Here is an 18889-nt window from a genome sequence, read left to right as displayed (position 1 = left end):
AAATCACATGAAAGAAATAAAGTGTCCCAATTGCCAAACAGTGTTTAAAATCGATGATGACAGTTATTATGAGATTTTAAAACAAATCAAGGATGAAGAATTAGAAAAAGAAAGAACCGTTCTGGAACAAAAATACGAAAAAGAGCTGCAGCTTCAAAAAGAAAAATTTGATGCCCAGTTTAAAGCCCTTCAACAAGAAACGCAGGTCAAAGAAAAAGAATGGATAATCCGGGAAGAGCGCCTGAAACATTCATTGATGCAGGAAAAAGAAAAGGAACTGCAGAGTATGCAGGAAGAAGTATCAAATCTAAAAAATCAGATTCAGTTATCTAAGGCGCAGTCAGAGTTGGAAAATGAAAAGATCGCGCATCGCTTTGAAAAAGAAAAGGAAGAGATGGAAAGAGAAAAACAGGAGTTAGTTAACAAGTATGCACTGGAACTGAAATCCAAAGAAGAAATGATCGAATACTATAAAGATATGAAACTTCGCTTATCGACAAAAATGTTGGGAGAAACATTGGAACAGCATTGTGAGATTCAGTTTAATCAATTACGTGCTACAGGATTTCAAAATTCTTATTTTGAAAAAGATAATGATGCCTCTACCGGAAGTAAAGGGGATTACATCTTTAAAGAATTTGATGATGAGGGCAATGAAATCATCTCCATTATGTTTGAGATGAAAAATGAAGCCGATCAAACCGCCACCAAAAAGACCAATGAATCGTTTCTAAAAGAATTGGATAAGGATCGCAATCAGAAGCATTGTGAGTATGCGGTCTTAGTTTCTTTACTGGAGCCGGAAAGTGAATTATACAACAGTGGGATCGTGGATATGTCGCATCGTTATGACAAGATGTATGTGATTCGTCCTCAGTTTTTTATTCCTATGATTACGATCTTGCGCAATGCAGCTCTAAAAAATGTACAGATTCGTAAAGAATTGGAAGCTATCAAAGAACAGAATATTGATATTACGCACTTTGAAGAAAAAATGATGGATTTTAAAGAGGGTTTTTTAAAAAATGTAGATATGGCAAGTCGAAAATTTCAATCGGCTGTGGATGAAATTGATAAAACAATCCTGCATCTACAAAAGGTCAGAGAAAACTTATTGGCAAGTGACAGACAGTTGCATATTGCCAATAAAAAGGTGGATAATCTAAGCATTCGTTCCTTAACGTATAAAAATCCGACAATGCAGAAAATGTTTAAAGAACAAAAAGAAAAGTAGTGTTATACTGTTTTTAAGAAGAAGGGAAAGTAAACTATGATTTGCAGACATTGTCAAAAGGAAAATCCGGAGAGCGTAAAATATTGTATTCACTGCGGGAAACCGTTAGATGAACCGGAGCGGCAAACACCGCCTGTTTTTGATCCACATAAAGAAGAGGGGCTAAACGATGATTGGAGCAAACCAGTCGAGGAAGAGAAAACAGAAGTGATCAAACCATCGAAAAAGAATTCACATGTCCCGGTTTTGATTGCCTTGGGTGTACTGGTTGGTTTGTTTGTGATTGGTGGTGTAGTGCTTGTGACTTATTTTAATCATCAACAGGAAATCCAACATCAACAGGAAATCCAACATCGACAGGAAATCGCTCGCTTGGAACAAGAAAAAGAACAAGAAAAGGAAGCACGTAAAAAGGCAGAAGAGGAAGCGGATGATCTTCAGGATGAAAACGAATATCTGGAAGACAGAAACGATCGGTTAGAAGATCGTCAAAAAGATGAAAGTGAATCGGAAGATCATTATCAATATGGTTTTGAAATCGATACCTGGTACAAGGCAAACTACAATATGGCCCGGCGCAATGCCGGCGACTACAATGCGACACAAACCGGGCATCTGCGAAAAGATGAACGAATTTTTATTGAAGAAATCATTTCCGGTTCCAATGGCAGCTACTGGGGAAGATCTTCCTCCGGCGATTGGGTCTGTATACAAGATAATGACTACGATTATCTTCGTGAGGAATAGACTTTTATGAAAAGAAAACGCAGGCTGACTAAACTTGGTGCTTTTCTGATAGGTATCATTGTGGTACTGGCTGTGGCCTTGGTCGCCTCCTTAGGCTTTTTAGGTTATAAGATGTTACAGCCGACAGAGCCGAAAACCGAAATCAAAGAAGAAGTAAAGAAAGAAGAAAAGGAAACAGAGCCTGTTTTAAATGATCGTGAACAAGTCTATGCCAAGGCACATCCGGATTTGTCGACTGAAGAAGTACAAAAACAAGTTTGGATGCATTTAGATCAGGAAGCTTATACACATATGCAACCGGTAGAAGATCTGGATTCTATGCTACAGCTGGTCAACAAATATTATGATTTGCCATCGGATTATGAACCATCCGATCTTATATCGGTTTCCTCCAGCGGTGAAAATGGAACGGTCTATATGCGCAAGGAAGCGGCCGATGCCTTTGAAAAACTGGTACAGGCAAGCTACAAACAAGGCTTTATTTTGAATGCTTGTTCGGCTTATCGAAGCTACGAGTATCAAGAGAATTTGTATAATAACGGCGTCACAAACTATGGGCAAGAGTATGCGGATGCCTATTGGACAAGACCGGGTTCCAGTGAACACCAAACCGGACTTTCTGTCGATATTCGAATGGATAATGATACCAGTGATCTGGATGCGGTTCGAAATCATCCTTCGTATTCGTGGTTATTAGAGCATATGCATGAATATGGTTTTATTCTTCGCTATCCGGATGATAAAGAAGATTATACGTTGATTGCACCGGAAAGCTGGCATTTACGCTATGTAGGTGTTGATGCTGCTACCAAGATCCATGAAAATCAGTGGTGTCTGGAAGAATATTTATATTATGCACAATAAGACATAAATCATGTCAAAACATCCTCTATTCTGAAAACAGAACGGAGGATGTTTTTATGAAACCGATGGACGAAATAACCTTTATTGTTTTATGCATACAGCGATTAGCTCTTTATTTGGAGATCTCGCAGGAAGAAGTCTATACACGATTTAATGCCAAAAAGATCATCGAAAATTTTATCCTGCCTTGTTTTTCCGTCTTAAAAACACAGAGCTGGTTGATCGTTCAAAATGAATTAGTAGCCTTGATGCAGAATTGAAAATCGTTTTCATTTATGAAATTTCTTTCATTTATCAGTTGACAATTGATCGAATACTGATTATATTGTATGCATAAGCAGTGATAGGAAAGAGTAGTATAAAAGATACGTTTCAAGAGACTTTCTGGCTGGTGAAAAGAAAGAGCGACTTTATATGAACACATCCTGGAGCTATGTCGGCGAAAGAACAGTAGTTGGCATCGGGTACACCCGTTATTGTGTTAGAGTATGTTAGTACTTGATGAGATCATTATCGTAAGATGATGGTGAAGTAAGGTGGAACCACGTTGATAACGTCCTTATAGAGGGCGTTTTTTTTGTTTATATAAGGAGGATATATATGCGTCAAATTCGTTTGCCTTTGGGTATGAGAGATTTGGTTTTTGAAGAAACGCGAAAGAAAAGACAGCTTCAAAATCGTATCGAATCGATTTTTCAATCGTATGGTTATGAAGAAGTCATCGCTCCGACGATCGAATTTTTGGAAACATACCAAAAAGCGTTTTCTTCTTTAAAGGAGCAAGAGATGTATAAATTTTTTGATGCCAAAAGTAATACATTGGCACTTCGTATGGATATGACAGTTCCTATTGCTCGTATTTGTGCTTCCAAATACAAAGATAAAGAAGGGCCGTTTCGTTTTCGCTATTGTGCCAATGTCTTTAAAGTACGGGAAAGCTTTGCGGGCAAGCGAAGTGAAGTCACAGATTGTGGTGTAGAACTGATCGGACTGGATGAACAAAGTGATTTGGAGGTCTTGTGTTGTGCATTAGATACGATGCAAAGCTTTCAAGCTTCCTCTTATACATTGGAAATCGGAAACAGTTCATTCTTTAAAAAAGCATGTGCTTTACTAGAACTTCCGGAAGATCAAATTGAAACTCTGGCCAAGCTTATTGATCAAAAAAGTATGGTGGATCTAAAAGCGTATTTATCATCCTTACAGCTTTCCAAAGAGCAGGAAGCTTTCTTTTATCAACTTCCTTTGTTGAATGGAAAAGATGGTTTAGAAAACGCCATGCAGGCAAGCTTTGATGAAGAATTAAAAGAAATTGTTAGAAAGCTGCAAAAACTTCAAGAAAATCTGAAGTCGCTGGGATATGAAGATACGATCACGTTTGATTTAGGAAAAGTACCGCATTTAGATTACTACACCGGCATTTTATTTGAAGGCTATGTAGAAGGAGTCGGTACCAGTGTGTTAAGCGGAGGACGCTATGATCATCTTCTCAATACGTTTGGAAAAGATATGCCGGCTGTTGGCTTTAGTGTGAAACTCGATTATTTGCTGGATGTGATCGACAGTGTATCAAAGAAGGTTTTGTTTTTATACTATCCGATGTCTAAACAGCTGGAAGCTTTTCAAAAGGCTAAAGAGCTGCGAAAGGAAAAAGAAGTAAAGCTAATTCCCTATGAAGGATGCGAAATTAAGATACAGGAGGGTGTGCAATGAGTTTAAGCATTGCCTTGACAAAAGGCCGATTGGAAAAGAAAACCGTGGCGATGTTAGATCAGGTAGGCTATGGAACACAGAATTTAAAGGATAAAGGACGTGCCCTTGTCTTTGAAGATACGATCAAACCGGTTCGTTATTTTCTGGTAAAGTCCAACGATGTGATCACCTATGTCAATCATGGTGTCGCCGATATCGGGGTTGTGGGAAAAGACACGTTGTTGGAAAGAGAATCCGAGAATTATGAGCTGTTAGACTTAAAAATCGGAGAATGTAAGTTTTGTGTGGCCTCCTTGCCGGAAAAGAAAGTTTTTAATAAAGTCGGGCATGTAAAAATCGGGACAAAATATCCCAATGTGGCCCGAAAGTATTTTCTTGATCAGGGAATCGATGTAGAAGTGATCAAGATTGATGGATCGGTTGAACTGGCACCGATTTTAGGACTGGCTGATGGTATCGTGGATATCGTGGAAACCGGAACGACATTAAAAGAAAACGGTCTGGTCATTCTTGATGAGGTTTGTGATATCAGTGCTCGTGTAATCGTCAATAAAGCCAGTTTTAAATTGAAAAGAGAAGAAGTCTTACAATTTGTACAAGACTTGGAAAGTGTGGTGAAATCAAATGCTGACACGAATCAATAAAAATAATACGCAGGAATTGGCAAATTTTATTGCCGGAAGAAATCAGGAAATCTCTTCTGATGTGTTAATTCAAGTTTCAAAGATCATTGAAGATGTCAAAGAAAATAAGGATGAAGCCTGCCGACGTTATACCAAACAGTTTGATGGGGTCGATCAAAAGACGTTTAGAGTGACTGAAGAAGAATTAGAAGAAGCCATTCAACAATGTGATCCGGATTTTTGTAAAGCTATGCAAAAGGCAGCGCAGAATATTATAGATTTTCATCAGGCACAACGGCAAAAAGGCTATCGTCTTCAAAAAGAGATGGGCATCTATTTGGGGCAAAGAGTACTTCCATTAGAGAGTGTAGGAATCTACGTGCCTGGAGGAAGAGCACAATATCCAAGTTCGGTATTGATGAATGCGATTCCTGCCCATGTAGCCGGTGTTAAAAGAATCGTCATGGTCACACCGCCGGATAAACAAGGAAAGATTCATCCCAATATTGCCTATGCGGCAAAAATTGCCGGTGTATCCGAAATTTATAAAATTGGTGGAGCGCAGGCCATTGCGGCCTTAGCCTATGGTACGCAATCCATTCAGAGCGTCGATAAGATCACCGGGCCGGGCAATATTTATGTAGCGGCGGCCAAAAAGATGGTATTTGGTAAGGTCGATATCGATATGATTGCCGGTCCCAGTGAAATCCTTGTCATTGCGGATGAAGAGGCCAATCCGGAATATGTGGCAGCCGATTTAATTTCGCAGGCAGAACACGATCCGATGGCCAGTGCCATCTTAGTGACAACCAGCCAAGTTTTATTAGAGAAGGTCAATGCGGCCTTACAAAGACAGAGTGCTGTGCTTCCTAAAAAAGATATCATTGAAGCTTCGTTACGTGATTATGGAAAAAGTGTGGTCTGTGATACGATCGAAGAATGTATTGCCATTTCGAATGCCGTAGCACCGGAACACTTGGAATTGATGGTCAAAGAACCGGAAATGTATTTAGATTTGGTAAAAAATGCCGGCTCTGTCTTTATGGGCTATTATACGTGTGAATCAATCGGTGATTACTTCGGTGGAACCAATCACGTCTTGCCAACATCAGGAACCGCCCGATTCTCCAGTGCGTTAGGAGTCGATGCCTTTATTAAGAAGAGCAGTTATTTGCATTATACCCAAGAAGCTATCGAAGCTTATGGAAAAGAGATCATCGTCATTGCTAAAGAAGAACAACTTCAGGGACATGCCAATGCCGCAAGAATACGAATGGAGGACAAACAATGAAACAAGTCCAGTATAAAGTGCATACGCAACAAGGTGTTTTATTAAATGCCAACGAAAGTTCAAAGAATTTATCGGCTGCCATTCGAAAAGAAATTCAAGATGCGATCTTTGATATTGAATTTAACCGATATCCCGATGATGCCTGTCAAAAGCTTTGTGAAGCCTATGGAAACTGGATCCAGGTTCCGGCCGATCAAATTCTAGCCGGCAATGGCTCAGACCAGCATTTAGGCTTTTTGATCGGTACCTTTTTAGGGAAAGAAAAAAAGCTTTTAACATTAGCTCCTGATTTTGGCATGTACGATTACTATGCTTCCAGTTATGAAGCTCAAATTGTACGATATGCCTTAGATCCTTTACAGGCAATGGATGTGAATGCGTTCATTCGTTTTGGAAAACAAGAAAAGCCACAACTGGTTCTTTTTAGTAATCCAAATAATCCAACCGGTCAATTTTTGAATAATGAACAGATTGAAAAAATCTGTAAAGCCTTTGAATGTCCTGTTGTGATCGATGAAGCGTATGCCGAGTTTGCCCCGGACACTTGCCTTTCTTTATTGGATATATGCCCTAACTTATATGTGACCAGAACACTCTCCAAGGCTTTTGGACTGGCCGGTGCTCGTATTGGCTTTTTGATCACATCCAAAGCAAATATGGAAGCCATTCGAGATAATCATGTGCCTTATTCGGTGAATTCCTTATCGATGAAGGCAGCAGAAATCGTATTAGCGCATGCCGCTGAATTTAAACCGGAGATTGAACGGATCAAAAAGGAACGAGATGTCTTTTTATCAAAATCTTATACCTCCTTTTCTTTCTCAAAGAGCGAGGCTAACTTTTTGTTGATCCAGACACCGCACATCGATAAGCTATTAGCTTTGTTTGCGCAAAAAGGATTAAGCATACGCAGTTACCAACAAAAGAACTATTGCCGTGTTACAATAGGAACAACACAAGAGAATCAATGGATCCAGGAAGTATTGGATGCCTTTGAAAAGGAGGAAACATATGCGAACCAGTAAAATAGAACGAAAGACCAAAGAAACACAAATTTCTTTATCGTTAAATGTGGATGGAAATGGTCAGGCATCCATTGAAACCGGTATTGGCTTTTTTGATCATATGTTGACTTTATTAAGCTTTCACTCCGGCATGGATCTTGATGTGCAGGCTCACGGTGACTTAGAAGTTTGTGATCATCATACTGTAGAAGACTGTGGAATTGCCCTGGGCAATGCGTTAAAACAGGCTTTAGGTGATAAAAAAGGAATTCAGCGTTACGGCTTTTTTCAACTACCGATGGATGAAACCTTGTGTAATGTGACATTGGATATCAGCGGTCGCCCGTATCTTGTTTTTCATGCTGAGTTCAAAAGAGAAAATGTCGGTAACTTCAGCACCGAGATGGTGGAAGAATTTTTAAGAGCAGTAGCTGTACAGGCGGGTATTACACTGCATGTCAATGTCTTGTATGGTTCTAATGATCATCATCAAATCGAAGCGATTTTTAAAGCCTTGGGAAGGGCTTTAAAACAGGCGGTTACGATCATTTCCGATCAGATTCCTTCATCTAAAGGTTGGATCGAAGTATGATCGGGATCATTGACTATGGCATGGGCAATTTGTTCAGTGTACACAATGCGGTTCAAAAACTGGGCTTTGATGTCTTGATCAGCAGTGATCCGGTAAAATTAGAACAATGTCAGAAACTGATCTTACCGGGTGTAGGTGCCTTTGGTGATATGATGAAGAATATCAAGGAAGCTCAATTAGATGTATTTATAGAAAACTGGGTTCGCAAAGAAAAAAAGCCCTTGTTGGGAATTTGTCTTGGTATGCAGTCATTTTTTGAAAGCAGTGAGGAAAATGGCATGCATGAAGGCTTTGGCTTTTTAAAAGGACAGATTGTCTTTATGAAAGATCAAAAAGTTCGTGTGCCGCATATTGGCTGGAATGATTTGATCAAAGAAAATGAACATCCGATCTTTTCCAAACTTTCAGTCCATCCCTATGTTTATTATGTACATTCTTATTATGCATCCAATATGGATTCTGATGATCTGATTGGCTATTGTGACTATGGAACGATGAAAATCCCGGGATTGGTCATGCATGAAAATGTGATGGGATGTCAGTTTCATCCGGAAAAAAGCGGAGAAGATGGATTAAAAATACTACAATATTATTTGGAGGAATTTGTATGATACTACTACCTGCCATTGATATCATTGACCAGGCTCCTGTGCGTTTGTATCAGGGTGATTATCATCAAAAAGAAATTGTAGGTCAAAGTGTATTGGAAATTGCCAAAGAATTTGAAGCCATGAAAGCACAGTATTTACACATGGTCGATTTAGACGGCGCTAAAAGCGGAAAGCTGGAAAATGCAAGACTGATTTGCGAAACGGCACAGGCTCTATCGATTCCGGTAGAAGTCGGCGGTGGAATTCGTTCCATGGATACGGTGGATTTTTATCTGACATCCGGTGTTTCTCGTGTGATTTTAGGAACGGCTGCCTTAGAAGATCCTGCGTTTTTAAAAGATGCTTTGAAAAAATATGGAGAAAAGATTGCGGTTGGTATCGATTGTAAAGATGGCAAAGTCTGCGGCTCCGGATGGTTGGTGCAAAGTGATGTCGATTACCTGGATTTTGCGAAAACGATGGAAGACTATGGAGTAAAAACGATTATCTTTACCGATATTTCCAAAGATGGAACCTTGGCCGGCCCCAATCTGGAAATGTTAAAAAAGTTAAAGGATGCAGTATCGATACAGATCATCGCCTCAGGAGGAATACGGGATCTATCGCATATTCAGGCTTTAAAAGATTTAGATCTTTATGGAGCGATTACTGGTAAAGCCATGTATGCTCATACACTGGATTTAAAAGAAGCCTTAAAGCTTTGTAAGGAGGGGTAGGATGCTGACAAAAAGAATTATTCCCTGTCTGGATGTAAAGAATGGCAAAGTGGTCAAGGGTATCAATTTTGTGGGGTTAAAAGAGGTGGGCGATCCTGTCGAACTGGCTCAAAAATACTATGAGCAGGGCGCTGATGAACTCGTCTTTTTAGATATTACCGCAACCCATGAAGGACGAGATACCATGGTACAGGTCGTTGAACAAGTTGCTTCTTCGATTTATATGCCATTTACTGTAGGTGGTGGCTTAAAGACCATCGAAGATATTAAACGTGTATTGCGGGCCGGTGCGGATAAGGTCAGCTTAAATTCGGCAGCCGTCAAAAATCCGGAATTAATATCACAGGGAGCACAGATTTTTGGCAATCAGTGTATTGTGCTGGCCATCGATGCCAAAGCAAGAGTTGATCAAAGCGGATGGAATGTTGTGATTCATGGCGGATGCATCGATACCGGAATGGATTTATTAGAATGGGTACAAAAAGGTGTTTCATTAGGTGCCGGTGAAATTCTTTTGACATCGATGGATACCGATGGGGTAAAACAAGGCTATGATCTAAAGATGTTGCAGGCGGTACGAAACATCACCAATGTTCCGGTGATCGCATCCGGCGGCTGTGGCAGCTTAGAGCATGTTGCCGAAGTGTTTGAAACCGATGTGGCCGATGCCGCATTGGCTGCCAGTTTATTTCACTATGATGAACTGAGTGTGCAGGATGTAAAAGTCTATCTACAAAAGAAAGGAATTCCGGTAAGACTATGATCAAAATTGATTTTGAAAAACAGAATGGCCTGGTTCCCTGCATCGTGCAGGAAGTAGGCACCAAAGATGTTTTGATGTTGGCCTATATGAATGAAGAAAGTTTAAAGAAGACGATGGTAACAGGATTGGCAACATATTGGTCACGCTCCCGTAATGAACTTTGGATCAAAGGAGAAACCAGCGGACACTATCAACATGTGAAACAAATCCTGGTGGATTGTGATGAAGATACGATCCTTTTGTTTGTCGAGCAAGAAGGAGCCGCCTGTCATACCGGAAGACATTCCTGTTTTTATAGAACGATGGAAGGAGAAGAAATCGAATGAATGAATTTGAAGCATTATATGAAACGATATTGGATCGTAAAAAAAATCCAGAAGAAGGAAGTTATACTGCTTATCTTTTTGACAAAGGATTGGAAAAGATCTTAAAAAAAGTAGGGGAAGAAAATACCGAAGTAATCATTGCGGCCTTAAGTCAGACAAATACCGATCTTGTCAATGAACTGGGTGATTTGTTTTATCATATCTTCGTTCTCATGGCACAAAAAGGTGTATCTTTACAGGAAGTGGAAGAAGAACTGGCCAGACGTTCTAAGAAAAAACATAATCTAAAAGCAGAAAGAAAGCCGATTACGAATCTATAAGGCCAAAAAGGACAGAAAGATTACCAAAAAATCCAATTGACTTGTATCTGTCCTTTTCTATGGTAAGCTATAAGTGACAAAGGAAATAACTTAGAATAAGATCTAAGTTATCATAAAAATCCATGGATGGTAAAAAGAGATCTATGGTAATTGAAAAGGGTTCAAATAAAGTCCTTCAGCAAAACAACAATGAAAAGAGGATAGGACTTGAGAGTGAGCTCTTTTCTTTTTGGCATTTTAGTCATACTATAAAGTTGACTCATCAAACAAGAAAGTCAATATGGAGTAATTATGATAGAAATACAACATCTGACAAAGGATTTTGGGAATCATAAAGGAATTTTTGATGTCGATTTTTCAATTCAAAGAGGAGAAACGACCGGCTTTATCGGTGCCAATGGAGCTGGAAAGACAACTACGATTCGTCATTTGATGGGCTTTCTTCATCCGGATAGGGGGCAAGCATTGATTGATGGAGAAAACTGTTTTCAAAATGCCGAGCACATACAAAGTAAGATTGGCTACCTGCCGGGAGAGATTCGTTTTATGAATGCGATGAGTGGGCAAAGCTTTATTGAATTTATGGCACAGATGAAGGGTGTTACCGATTTGAAACGAGCTAACGAACTCATTCATTATTTTGAACTGGATACAAAAGTCAATATCAAGAAAATGTCCAAAGGAATGAAACAAAAGCTTGGCCTGGTGTTAGCCTTTATGCAGGATGCACCGATCTTGATCTTGGATGAACCAACAAGCGGTCTTGATCCTTTGATGCAGAAGAAGTTTGTAGAGTGGATTCAAAACGAGAAAAAAAGAGGTAAAACCATATTGATGTCATCTCACCTATTTGAAGAAATAGAACACACATGTAATCATATTGTACTCATCAAAGAAGGAAAGATTCTGGTCAATACCTCTATGGAAGAAATGCAGAAAAAAAGAAATACATATTATGAGATTTGTTTTTCATCACACAAGGATGCGTTGGCCTTTCATCAGAAATATAAAAAGAGCAACCTTCAAGACCATCAAGTTGTTCTTTTATGGAATCAGGATATCCAAACTTTGTTGAAAGAATTATCTAACTATAAATTAAACAATCTTCATGTATATGATCAAAGCTTGGAAGATTTTTTTCTTTCTTATTATCAAGGAGAAGCGATATGAGTTTAACCTTATTGAAAACAGAGTTGAAGTCCAATGTAAAAATGTTGTTAATTTTTATGGCTTTGATTACTTTATATGGAACTGTTATTACGTTAATGTTTGACCCTGATATTGGGCAGGGGATGAATGAACTTGCCAAAAGTATGCCGGAACTTTTTGCTGCCTTTGGTATGAAAGATCCTGGAAGTACCATGCTAGATTTTTTGATTAATTATCTATATGGCTTTATTTTAATTTTGATTCCCTTTGTGTTTTCGATTTTATTATCCTATACGCTGGTGGCACGTTATATGGATCAGGGATCCATGGCATATTTATTAAATACAAACTATGGACGAAAAGCAATTCTTCAAACACAGATTGTTGTCTTTGTGCTGGAACATTTGATACTAATGACTTATACGACGGCATTGCTTCTTTTTTGCAGCACCATTTTAATGCAGGAGTCTTTAGATTTTTGGTGTTTCCTGTATCTGAACATAGGCTTATTTTGCCTGCATATCTTTTTAGGCTCTCTTTGTTTTTTTACAGCCTGTGTATTTAACGAAGTCCGTTATTCGATTGGTTGTGGTGCAGGTATTGGGTTTCTGTTTCTTTTGATTCAGATGTTGTCGGATGTAAATGAGGATTTTAACTTTTTGAATTATTTGACACCGCTCCGTCTGTTTTCACCAGAAAAGATTATTGAGTATGAAGGCACAGGATTTATCGGTGTTTTAATTTTATTTGTAGTTGGTTTTGGATTTTTAGTGTTAGGAAAAATTTGTTTTTCTAAAAGAAATCTTCCATTGTAGGTCGAAAAAGGACAAAAACGAAACCAAAAATTCCAGCCTTATTGAAATATGTATAAGGTGTGTTATGGTATAGACAACAAAGGAAATAACTTAGAATAAGATCTAAGTTATCATAAAAATCCATGGATGGTAAAAAGAAATCTATGGTAATTGAAAAGGGTTCAAATAAAGTCCTTCAGCAAAACAATAATGAAAAGAGGTTAGGACTTGAGAGTGAGCTCTTTTCTTTTTCAATGTTTAAAGGATATGTATGCGAAAATCATCAAGAAAATAGATAAAAGCGCTTTTATTAATTCTTTAAAAAGCCTATAATGATACTAGGCTAACCGTTGTCTGTATTCGTTATACCTAAAAAACAAATTATAATGCCAAAATGACTGAATGTTAAAACAAGTCAACAAATTTCAGTGTGTGATGTGTAACGATAAGACAGCCTGGAAGGAGATAGAATATGAAGGTGAGAAAACGAAACATTTTGTCGATTTGCTTCTCGGCATTTCTGATGCTTAGTGCATCCTTCTCAACAATTCCTGTGTATGCGCAAGGTTCGGGGACCACTGACGATGATCCCTACATAGTGGACAGTTATGAAAAAGGAACGAATCCTTTTCCGGATAGGATGTCTGAGGAAGAAATCAATGCGCATGTTTCCTCTGCGTCATCGAAGAATTTTTTAAAGACGCTTTTAGTGAAGTATGAAGTCGTTCTAAAAGATGGTTCTACAATTATGGTTGATAGTCCTGAGCCAAATTTGTTGCCAAATGATTTTTTGCATCAATATGGAAATCAAATCAAAGGATTAAACTGGTACATGTTTGCCGGAGAGGCTTCCAGTGATGGTTGGGATAAAATTACAATTCCTTTTATTGCTGCCATTCGTCATACACAATCGACTCTTTCATATGAAAGTGGCGCTTACAGTGGACAAATGTATCCTGCAACAAAACTTCAGTTGAATGGGCAAAATTTAGATCCTTCTACAATTTTTTTCGAGTTTAAAAATGGAGCTAAGGGACGGTACTATTTTAGTGGAAGTGCTGAGATGGACGGAAATCCCATCACTTATTTTCAAGCACGTACTAATTTGATTGGATCAAACTCCAGCCCTAATGGAGGATCGGCCGGTTGGACAATCACTCCAGTCTTTATGTATCCTACTGCGACAATTCATTATGTGGAAGAAAATGCATATCGGCAGTTAAATGGCTTAGATAAAGAGGCCGCTATACCTGAAAGAAGTGGTGGAGCCGATTATAGCTCAACTGCACCAGGAACAACGCTTGATCTTACCGATTTAAAGACTTCTATTCAGCTGGGAGATAAAATTGGAACGTCAAAAAGTGGCTTGAAACCCTTGTTCTCTACCACGGATAAGTCGCAAACCAATTTATTTATCGATTTAAATACGCACCAGGAAGTGAAAGGGGAAGCTCGCCCAACCTATGAAGATGTGATTAATCAGTCTGAACAACCTGTTGGATATGCTTATATTGGTGATGATATTGACTTAACTTTTGTAAATAATGTATCTATTTCGTTGGATAAATTTAGAGAGTATTATTTTGCAGATGAAAGATCAACAAATTATAAAAATAAATGAACTGATAATTCCAACGATAATAAAATGAAAACTATTTTATATTAGTTTATATAAAATTATATCTATCAAAACGGGAACTGCTTATAGTGAGTCCCCGTTTTTTTTGTAAAATCATAAGAAATAGACCGCATGCACTATGTGCAGAGTATTATTAGGGTCTTTTAGTGATACATCCAGTAGAATGATGTTTGATGATACATTAAAAGAGCCCAATAATACTCTCGATGACTGGGTATTGGCTACATCGTATTCCTGTTTTCTTTTTACTGATCAGTTTTTTATTGTATGGATGTTGCATAGTGAACTATGCCAATGAAACATTGCAGTTTTATTTTATCGGTGTCGACCTTAAAAACAACCAGGGAACCGTGTGGCAATGTGGATGGCCTTTACTTCTTTTTACAATCTTCTTTGTAGGCTGTTGGCGCTATCGCCCGCAATATAAACCGGGTGCTCCTGTTCAATTCTTTTCCTATGAATGGGCCATTACTATCACACAAAAGAATGTTTCTATGATCAATTAAGCGTTTCAAAATCTCATGGATGCCATTCATTGTCTGATGCAATTTTGTGGGATGTACTACTATCTTCAGATTTTTGTACAAAAGCCATTACCAATGCGTTGGATATTGCCGGCGGCCCTAATTTTTCTAATTATAGTCGTGGGAATATTCTGGTTTCGAATCTATAAGGCAAATCATGAAATGTAAGGAGGACTTCATACATGTTCTATTTTATCGTGGGAGGAATTCTTTTGGCTGCAGGTAGTCTTTGTTTCTTTAAAAAAGCGGATTTTTTATTTTTACGCCATCGATCGATGGAAGACTTTGAAAAAGAATATGATGTAAACAATGCTCTACAAATTACCGGACTCAGCATGCTGATATTGGGATTTTCTTTTGTATTAGCTGGTTTGTATCCATCTACACTGCCTCTTTTGGTGATGGGTGCCTTGATCGCAGTTCTTGTCCAAAAGATCGGATTGGATCGTTATGCCAGTTATCAGGGCTTTCTAAAAACATCAACTTCAACGAAGAAAGCGGCAAAACCACTGTTGAAAGGTTCAACGATTCTTACAATTGTTGTTCTGATATGCAGTGCTTTTGTGATGTTTATGGGAAGTATCGATGTAGAAATGAACGAGAAGGATATTCATCTGTCTGCCACATTGACACCCTCTAAAACGATAGAATATAAAAATATCAAATCGGTTGCGCAAAAAGAGGATTTCTCATTTGGAAATCGGTCATTTGGTGTCGGCAATTCAAAAATTTCCTCAGGAGAATTTCGAAACGATACGTTGGGAAATTATGACCTATATGCCTATACAAACAATACCAATGTGATCATTATTAATACAAAAGACGGTTATGTGGTTTTTAATCAGGAAGATACAAAAAAGACGAATGCGATGTTTGATAAACTGAAGGAAAAATTGGAAGAAAGTCAGTCTTAAATGATTTTTATTCCGATTTGGACAGAAAACCAACAGAGTTTTCCAGTTCTATTTTCTTTGAAAGTTGGCGTGTTATACTACAAGTGAACAAAGGGATGATAACTTAGAAATAGGATCTAAGTTACATAGAAAATCCATTGGTCCTTATGGTAAAGAAAAATAGTAAAACAAAGAAGACATCCTGAGAAAAAGGGTGAAGAGAAAAAAGGACAATGGAAAGGAAAAAGAACTTCAAGAGATACCAAAGAAAAAGAAAAAATAGAAGGTGATGGATCTCATTGGAGTTCTTTTCTTATGCAGAGTGAAGATAGAATGCTTTTCATACAGCGTTCTTTTTATTTTATGGTATAATTTTGCGCATGGAGGAATCTGAAATGCAAGCAGAAAGTCCAATTGGTATTTTTGATTCAGGTTTAGGCGGTATCAGTGTACTACATACAATACACCAGATGATGCCGGGTGAAGATTTGATCTATATAGGAGATTCAAAATATAATCCTTATGGGATAAAGACAAAGGAAGAGATTACCGAACGCTGCCTAAAAATTTGTGATGTGTTTATGGAATTAGGATGCAAGGCTATCGTGATTGCCTGTAATACCGCAACCAGTGCATGTGTGCCTTTGTTGCGAGAGAAGTATCCAATCGATATCATTGGTATGGAGCCGGCCTTAAAGGTTGCCTGTTCTTTAGGTGAAAAACAACGGATCGCAGTTTGGGCGACTTCATTTACCTTAAAAGAAGAAAAATTTGCCAATTTGATGCATCGCTTTGATCAAGAGCATCAGATTGATCGTATCCCTTGTCCCGATCTGGTAGAACTGGTAGAAAAAGTTCAATTAGGAGATACAAAAAAAGTAAAGGATACATTAAACTTCTATATACAAAAGGATCAGGGTGAATCTTTAGACAGTATTGTTCTAGGGTGCACACACTTCATCTTCTATAAAAAAACGTTGCGTCAATTATTGCCTGATTCGGTTCAAATCGTGGATGGCAATGAAGGAACTGCAGCACACTTAAAGGATCTGCTGGGACAAAAGCAGCTTTTATCGAATAAAAAAATGGGGAAAGTAGAAATCAAAAATACATTGGAAGAGAAAGTAGAATATTCAAAGAAACTATTTCAAAGATTGGAGGAATGTAAATGAAAAGCGCGTGGCTGCAGTACAATGAAAATGAAAAACAAAATGTTTTTTCTTTTAACGAGCAGTATATGAAGATGATATCTAAGGCAAAAACCGAACGATTGTTTATTTCCGAGGCCATTGCCTTAGCCAAGGCAAAGGGCTATCAGGATATTCAGGATGTCATTGAAAACCAGAAAGAGTTAAAGCCGGGTGACAAAGTATATGTGAATATGATGAATAAGTCTATGGCTTTAATGAATATCGGAACCGATCCATTGGAAAAGGGATTGAACATCTTAGGAGCTCATGTGGACTCACCTAGACTGGATGTAAAGCCAAATCCATTATATGAAGATGGAGGGTTAGCTTTATTAGATCTTCATTACTATGGAGGCATTAAAAAGTATCAGTGGGTAACGGTACCTTTGGCATTGATGGGCGTAGTCTGTTTAAAAGATGGAACGACCAAAGAAATTTCCATCGGAACCAAAGAAAACGATCCGGTATTCGTAGTCAGCGATCTATTGATCCATTTAAGCCAGGAGCGTATGAAAGAAAATGCATCCAATGTGATTCCGGGAGAAAACTTGAATGTGACATTTGGCAACATTCCGGTAGCGGATGAAGAGAAAGAGGCTATTAAGAAAAATTGTCTGGCGATCTTAAAAAATCAATATGGCATTGAGGAAGAAGACTTTTTCAGCGCTGAGTTGGAATTTGTGCCGGCCGATCCGGCTAGAAGCTGCGGCTTGGATTCCAGTATGGTGATCGGTTATGGACAGGATGATCGTGTTTGTGCCTATACTTCCCTCATGGCACAATTAGATTGTGAAAGCGTCAAACGAACCAGTGTGACCTTATTGGTGGATAAAGAAGAAGTGGGATCGCAGGGAGCAACCGGTATGCATTCTCAATTCTTTGAAAACTTTGTTCGTGAGATTTTATATGCGATGGGATATAAAGATGAAAGAACACTCAAACGCACCCTACAGAATTCTACGATGTTGTCAAGTGATGTGGCCGCCGCACACGATCCAAACTATCCGGAAGCCAGTTCACCAAACAATCAGGCATATTTAGGCTGTGGTGTTGCGTTGTTGAAGTATGTAGGAGCGCGAGGAAAAAGCGGCAGCAACGATGCCAATGCGGAATACATGGCGCATTTAAGAAACATCATGGATCAAAATCATGTAAAGATCCAATATGTCGAATTAGGAAAAGTGGATTTAGGCGGTGGTGGAACGATTGCCTATATCTTAGCTAATTATGGTATGCAGGTCGTAGATTTCGGTGTACCAGTATTAAATATGCATTCACCTTTTGAAGTCAGCTCCAAAGCAGACGTCTATGAAGCCTATAAAGGCTATAAAGCATTTTTACAAAACATGAACTAGAATAAAGATGGAGGGACAGTTTTATGGCAATGTGGGATACGATATATTGTGAATTATGCGAAAAGATCATCACTGATGGTAAAAGAGTTGAGAATCGTACAGGAATTGATACGATCAAGGTGCCCAGTGCACACTTTCAACTGGATGTAGGAAAAGAGTTTCCCATTTTGACCACAAAGCAGTTGTTCATTCGTCAGGCTGTCTTGGAAATGTTGTGGATCTATCAGGCACAGTCGAACGATGTTCGCTGGCTGCAGGAAAGAAATGTGCATATCTGGGATTTATGGGAGATCAACGAGAATGGGGACTGGTGTGATGAAAAGACCGGTGCCGTGTTAAAGCATTTTGATCCTTCGTTTGCCCATACCATTGGAACAGCCTACGGTTATATAGTTAAGAAAATGGGCTTGATGGATAAGTTAATATATTCTTTGAAAAACGATGTGAATGATCGTCGTCGTGTGATGTCTTTATGGCAGGATGAATACTTAGATACAGCGGTATTGCCAAGTTGTGTCTGGTCCAGTGAATGGGATATTAC

At 38.6% G+C, this 18889-nt stretch carries 24 protein-coding genes and 1 other annotated feature; all 24 genes read left to right on the top strand.

What is annotated here, in order from left to right:
* Nucleotides 1-7 precede the first annotated feature (7 nt).
* Nucleotides 8-1234, top strand: coding sequence for a DUF2130 domain-containing protein (locus U0M88_RS06890; RefSeq protein WP_331869334.1), 1227 nt, complete (start codon nucleotides 8-10; stop codon nucleotides 1232-1234).
* A 36-nt stretch (nucleotides 1235-1270) separates the two neighbouring features.
* Nucleotides 1271-1981 (top strand): zinc ribbon domain-containing protein, encoded by a 711-nt coding sequence (locus U0M88_RS06885; protein WP_331869333.1) that lies wholly within the window; start codon nucleotides 1271-1273, stop codon nucleotides 1979-1981.
* Between the two features lie 6 nt (nucleotides 1982-1987).
* Nucleotides 1988-2845, top strand: a complete 858-nt coding sequence (locus tag U0M88_RS06880; RefSeq protein WP_331869332.1) for a M15 family metallopeptidase — start codon at nucleotides 1988-1990, stop codon at nucleotides 2843-2845.
* 56 nt (nucleotides 2846-2901) lie between these two features.
* The gene (locus U0M88_RS06875; protein WP_022789224.1) at nucleotides 2902-3105 is read left to right on the top strand and encodes a DUF3791 domain-containing protein; all 204 of its coding nucleotides are present in this window, start codon (nucleotides 2902-2904) and stop codon (nucleotides 3103-3105) included.
* A 71-nt stretch (nucleotides 3106-3176) separates the two neighbouring features.
* Nucleotides 3177-3409 (top strand) — a binding site (T-box leader).
* 36 nt (nucleotides 3410-3445) lie between these two features.
* A complete protein-coding gene (gene hisZ, locus U0M88_RS06870; RefSeq protein WP_331869331.1) occupies nucleotides 3446-4558 on the top strand; it encodes an ATP phosphoribosyltransferase regulatory subunit in 1113 nt (370 codons plus the stop codon).
* On the top strand, nucleotides 4555-5202 hold the full coding sequence (hisG, locus tag U0M88_RS06865) for an ATP phosphoribosyltransferase (protein WP_331869330.1): 648 nt from the start codon (nucleotides 4555-4557) through the stop codon (nucleotides 5200-5202). The genes hisZ and hisG overlap by 4 nt, the downstream gene beginning before the upstream one ends.
* Nucleotides 5183-6472: a histidinol dehydrogenase gene (gene hisD, locus U0M88_RS06860; RefSeq protein ID WP_331869329.1), complete on the top strand. Its 1290-nt coding sequence runs from the start codon at nucleotides 5183-5185 to the stop codon at nucleotides 6470-6472. The genes hisG and hisD overlap by 20 nt, the downstream gene beginning before the upstream one ends.
* Nucleotides 6469-7497: a pyridoxal phosphate-dependent aminotransferase gene (locus U0M88_RS06855; RefSeq protein WP_331869328.1), complete on the top strand. Its 1029-nt coding sequence runs from the start codon at nucleotides 6469-6471 to the stop codon at nucleotides 7495-7497. The genes hisD and U0M88_RS06855 overlap by 4 nt, the downstream gene beginning before the upstream one ends.
* Nucleotides 7484-8068 (top strand): imidazoleglycerol-phosphate dehydratase HisB, encoded by a 585-nt coding sequence (gene hisB / locus U0M88_RS06850; RefSeq protein WP_167698907.1) that lies wholly within the window; start codon nucleotides 7484-7486, stop codon nucleotides 8066-8068. Before U0M88_RS06855 ends, hisB begins: the two co-directional genes overlap by 14 nt.
* A complete protein-coding gene (gene hisH, locus U0M88_RS06845; protein WP_167698906.1) occupies nucleotides 8065-8679 on the top strand; it encodes an imidazole glycerol phosphate synthase subunit HisH in 615 nt (204 codons plus the stop codon). The genes hisB and hisH overlap by 4 nt, the downstream gene beginning before the upstream one ends.
* Nucleotides 8676-9395, top strand: a complete 720-nt coding sequence (gene hisA / locus U0M88_RS06840; protein ID WP_167698905.1) for a 1-(5-phosphoribosyl)-5-[(5-phosphoribosylamino)methylideneamino]imidazole-4-carboxamide isomerase — start codon at nucleotides 8676-8678, stop codon at nucleotides 9393-9395. Before hisH ends, hisA begins: the two co-directional genes overlap by 4 nt.
* Before the next feature lies 1 nt (nucleotide 9396).
* Nucleotides 9397-10158 (top strand): imidazole glycerol phosphate synthase subunit HisF, encoded by a 762-nt coding sequence (gene hisF / locus U0M88_RS06835; RefSeq protein WP_331869327.1) that lies wholly within the window; start codon nucleotides 9397-9399, stop codon nucleotides 10156-10158.
* Nucleotides 10155-10484, top strand: a complete 330-nt coding sequence (gene hisI / locus U0M88_RS06830; RefSeq protein ID WP_331869326.1) for a phosphoribosyl-AMP cyclohydrolase — start codon at nucleotides 10155-10157, stop codon at nucleotides 10482-10484. The genes hisF and hisI overlap by 4 nt, the downstream gene beginning before the upstream one ends.
* A complete protein-coding gene (gene hisE, locus U0M88_RS06825; RefSeq protein ID WP_022789234.1) occupies nucleotides 10481-10804 on the top strand; it encodes a phosphoribosyl-ATP diphosphatase in 324 nt (107 codons plus the stop codon). The genes hisI and hisE overlap by 4 nt, the downstream gene beginning before the upstream one ends.
* Before the next feature lie 291 nt (nucleotides 10805-11095).
* Nucleotides 11096-11974: an ABC transporter ATP-binding protein gene (locus U0M88_RS06820; RefSeq protein ID WP_331869325.1), complete on the top strand. Its 879-nt coding sequence runs from the start codon at nucleotides 11096-11098 to the stop codon at nucleotides 11972-11974.
* Nucleotides 11971-12768 (top strand): ABC transporter permease subunit, encoded by a 798-nt coding sequence (locus tag U0M88_RS06815; protein ID WP_331869324.1) that lies wholly within the window; start codon nucleotides 11971-11973, stop codon nucleotides 12766-12768. Before U0M88_RS06820 ends, U0M88_RS06815 begins: the two co-directional genes overlap by 4 nt.
* A 122-nt stretch (nucleotides 12769-12890) precedes the next feature.
* Nucleotides 12891-13046 carry a hypothetical protein gene (locus U0M88_RS06810; protein WP_022789237.1) on the top strand — a complete coding sequence of 52 codons (156 nt, stop codon included), beginning with the start codon at nucleotides 12891-12893 and terminating at the stop codon, nucleotides 13044-13046.
* A gap of 173 nt (nucleotides 13047-13219) precedes the next feature.
* Nucleotides 13220-14368 (top strand): hypothetical protein, encoded by a 1149-nt coding sequence (locus tag U0M88_RS06805; RefSeq protein WP_331869323.1) that lies wholly within the window; start codon nucleotides 13220-13222, stop codon nucleotides 14366-14368.
* A 299-nt stretch (nucleotides 14369-14667) separates the two neighbouring features.
* Nucleotides 14668-14892: a hypothetical protein gene (locus U0M88_RS06800; protein ID WP_331869322.1), complete on the top strand. Its 225-nt coding sequence runs from the start codon at nucleotides 14668-14670 to the stop codon at nucleotides 14890-14892.
* Between the two features lie 29 nt (nucleotides 14893-14921).
* A complete protein-coding gene (locus U0M88_RS06795; protein ID WP_331869321.1) occupies nucleotides 14922-15059 on the top strand; it encodes a hypothetical protein in 138 nt (45 codons plus the stop codon).
* A 33-nt stretch (nucleotides 15060-15092) separates the two neighbouring features.
* Complete coding sequence (locus tag U0M88_RS06790; protein WP_331869320.1) at nucleotides 15093-15824, top strand: PH domain-containing protein; 732 nt, start codon at nucleotides 15093-15095, stop codon at nucleotides 15822-15824.
* Between the two features lie 374 nt (nucleotides 15825-16198).
* Nucleotides 16199-16975 carry a glutamate racemase gene (gene murI, locus U0M88_RS06785; RefSeq protein ID WP_331869319.1) on the top strand — a complete coding sequence of 259 codons (777 nt, stop codon included), beginning with the start codon at nucleotides 16199-16201 and terminating at the stop codon, nucleotides 16973-16975.
* The gene (locus U0M88_RS06780; RefSeq protein ID WP_331869318.1) at nucleotides 16972-18348 is read left to right on the top strand and encodes an aminopeptidase; all 1377 of its coding nucleotides are present in this window, start codon (nucleotides 16972-16974) and stop codon (nucleotides 18346-18348) included. Before murI ends, U0M88_RS06780 begins: the two co-directional genes overlap by 4 nt.
* A 23-nt stretch (nucleotides 18349-18371) precedes the next feature.
* The coding region (locus tag U0M88_RS06775; protein WP_331869317.1) for a thymidylate synthase at nucleotides 18372-18889 on the top strand (518 nt) is incomplete at its 3' end.

The sequence above is a fragment of the Faecalicoccus sp. genome (genome assembly GCF_036552745.1).
Taxonomy (GTDB): Bacteria; Bacillota_I; Bacilli_A; order Erysipelotrichales; family Erysipelotrichaceae; genus Faecalicoccus.
Note: the sequence above shows the minus strand (reverse complement) of the source record. Positions and strands in the feature narration are given on the sequence as shown.

What these genes read in the sequence shown, in the direction of transcription:
- hisD (WP_331869329.1), top strand. Translation starts at nt 5,183, where the DNA reads ATGCTGACACGAATCAATAAAAATAATACGCAGGAATTGGCAAATTTT.
- U0M88_RS06790 (WP_331869320.1), top strand. Translation starts at nt 15,093, where the DNA reads ATGTTCTATTTTATCGTGGGAGGAATTCTTTTGGCTGCAGGTAGTCTT.
- hisG (WP_331869330.1), top strand. Translation starts at nt 4,555, where the DNA reads ATGAGTTTAAGCATTGCCTTGACAAAAGGCCGATTGGAAAAGAAAACC.
- hisE (WP_022789234.1), top strand. Translation starts at nt 10,481, where the DNA reads ATGAATGAATTTGAAGCATTATATGAAACGATATTGGATCGTAAAAAA.
- U0M88_RS06880 (WP_331869332.1), top strand. Translation starts at nt 1,988, where the DNA reads ATGAAAAGAAAACGCAGGCTGACTAAACTTGGTGCTTTTCTGATAGGT.
- U0M88_RS06815 (WP_331869324.1), top strand. Translation starts at nt 11,971, where the DNA reads ATGAGTTTAACCTTATTGAAAACAGAGTTGAAGTCCAATGTAAAAATG.
- hisA (WP_167698905.1), top strand. Translation starts at nt 8,676, where the DNA reads ATGATACTACTACCTGCCATTGATATCATTGACCAGGCTCCTGTGCGT.
- U0M88_RS06885 (WP_331869333.1), top strand. Translation starts at nt 1,271, where the DNA reads ATGATTTGCAGACATTGTCAAAAGGAAAATCCGGAGAGCGTAAAATAT.
- U0M88_RS06780 (WP_331869318.1), top strand. Translation starts at nt 16,972, where the DNA reads ATGAAAAGCGCGTGGCTGCAGTACAATGAAAATGAAAAACAAAATGTT.
- hisH (WP_167698906.1), top strand. Translation starts at nt 8,065, where the DNA reads ATGATCGGGATCATTGACTATGGCATGGGCAATTTGTTCAGTGTACAC.
- hisZ (WP_331869331.1), top strand. Translation starts at nt 3,446, where the DNA reads ATGCGTCAAATTCGTTTGCCTTTGGGTATGAGAGATTTGGTTTTTGAA.
- U0M88_RS06890 (WP_331869334.1), top strand. Translation starts at nt 8, where the DNA reads ATGAAAGAAATAAAGTGTCCCAATTGCCAAACAGTGTTTAAAATCGAT.
- U0M88_RS06855 (WP_331869328.1), top strand. Translation starts at nt 6,469, where the DNA reads ATGAAACAAGTCCAGTATAAAGTGCATACGCAACAAGGTGTTTTATTA.
- hisF (WP_331869327.1), top strand. Translation starts at nt 9,397, where the DNA reads ATGCTGACAAAAAGAATTATTCCCTGTCTGGATGTAAAGAATGGCAAA.
- U0M88_RS06805 (WP_331869323.1), top strand. Translation starts at nt 13,220, where the DNA reads ATGAAGGTGAGAAAACGAAACATTTTGTCGATTTGCTTCTCGGCATTT.
- hisB (WP_167698907.1), top strand. Translation starts at nt 7,484, where the DNA reads ATGCGAACCAGTAAAATAGAACGAAAGACCAAAGAAACACAAATTTCT.
- U0M88_RS06820 (WP_331869325.1), top strand. Translation starts at nt 11,096, where the DNA reads ATGATAGAAATACAACATCTGACAAAGGATTTTGGGAATCATAAAGGA.
- hisI (WP_331869326.1), top strand. Translation starts at nt 10,155, where the DNA reads ATGATCAAAATTGATTTTGAAAAACAGAATGGCCTGGTTCCCTGCATC.
- U0M88_RS06810 (WP_022789237.1), top strand. Translation starts at nt 12,891, where the DNA reads ATGGATGGTAAAAAGAAATCTATGGTAATTGAAAAGGGTTCAAATAAA.
- U0M88_RS06875 (WP_022789224.1), top strand. Translation starts at nt 2,902, where the DNA reads ATGAAACCGATGGACGAAATAACCTTTATTGTTTTATGCATACAGCGA.
- murI (WP_331869319.1), top strand. Translation starts at nt 16,199, where the DNA reads ATGCAAGCAGAAAGTCCAATTGGTATTTTTGATTCAGGTTTAGGCGGT.